At 45.9% G+C, this 1,256-nt stretch carries 2 protein-coding genes; both read left to right on the plus strand.

Annotated elements, in window-relative coordinates:
- The first annotated feature begins 191 nt into the window (after nucleotides 1–191).
- Nucleotides 192–569, plus strand: a complete 378-nt coding sequence (locus R8N28_RS25430) for a DUF3316 domain-containing protein (protein ID WP_021823444.1) — start codon at nucleotides 192–194, stop codon at nucleotides 567–569.
- A 102-nt stretch (nucleotides 570–671) separates the two neighbouring features.
- Nucleotides 672–1,256, plus strand: a 585-nt coding sequence (locus R8N28_RS25435) for a response regulator (protein ID WP_318183686.1), incomplete at its 3' end; no start/stop codon positions are given.

Raw genomic sequence — 1,256 nt, forward strand, 5'->3', positions numbered from 1 at the left:
CAAAAATTCCAAGCGGCACATGCGAGAGTATGTGCCGCTTTTTTTGTCTTGTGCTAAGCGTGATGGAGCGCTCAAGCGCCTTCGCCAGTAAGTTGCTTTCATGACAAAAATGTCATGTTGTTGAAAGGGTGGTGTCAGAGGCGGTGTTCAATAATGACCTCATTGAAAACAAGCACTCAAAGGTTAACAACATGAACGCAATCAAAACTGCTCTTTTTGTAACGGTAATGGCAATGACTAGCGCATCTGCATTCGCTCAACCACTTTTCACTGGTGGCAACTACGTGAGCCGCGAAGAGATGAAAACCATCTCAGTTACGCCGACAGCAACGTCAGATGAGGCTTATCAACAGGCACTGTCTGAACTCAATTCACTTAAAACCATGTCGGCTCGTGAACTGAATAAAGAGCTCAATATCCTGACGTTTAATGTGAAGTCTCGCAGTACGCATTTAAAAGATGGAGGCTTCGTGACCGTGCAAGAACGCATGAATGAAGATGGTCAGCTGGAATATTTGGGCAAAGTGAATGTCAAAGTGCATTATGCCGAACGCGATAACAATCGATAATGGTTTGCCAATGGGAAAGAGTATAGTGTGGTTCACATCATGCTCTTTTTCGATCTTTATACTGGGTTCTCATCCTCCCGCTAACACACTAGGTAAGTAAAGTTGAAAATATTGATCGTCGAAGATGAGCACAAAGCCGGAGAATATCTGCAAAAAGGTTTGATTGAATCTGGGTATGTGGTGGATTTAGTGCATGATGGGGTCGATGGGCTTTATCACGCTACCAGTGAAGAATATGACTTAATCATCCTCGACATTATGTTGCCTAAACTCGATGGTTGGAAGGTGCTTAACACATTGCGCAGTAGTGGGATTCACACTCCAGTGATCATGCTGACAGCGAAGGAGCAAGTGGAAGATCGCGTGCGCGGTTTTGAGCTGGGTGCCAATGACTATGTGGTAAAACCTTACGCGTTTGCAGAGCTACTGGCGCGTGTTCAAAACGTATTTCGTCATCATATTGCCGCGCAAGTGGTCGCATCGCCGCAAACATTACGTGTGGCAGATTTAGAACTTGATATGATCAAACGCGTTGCCACGCGCGCGGGGCAGTCGATGTCGCTTACCGCCAAAGAATATGCCCTGCTTGAGTTGTTGATGCGCAAAACCGGCCAAGTGCTTTCACGTACCACCATTGCGTCGTTAGTGTGGGATATGAACTTTGACAGCGATACCAATGTGATTGAT

It is taken from the genome of Vibrio sp. Vb1554 (genome assembly GCF_033344235.1).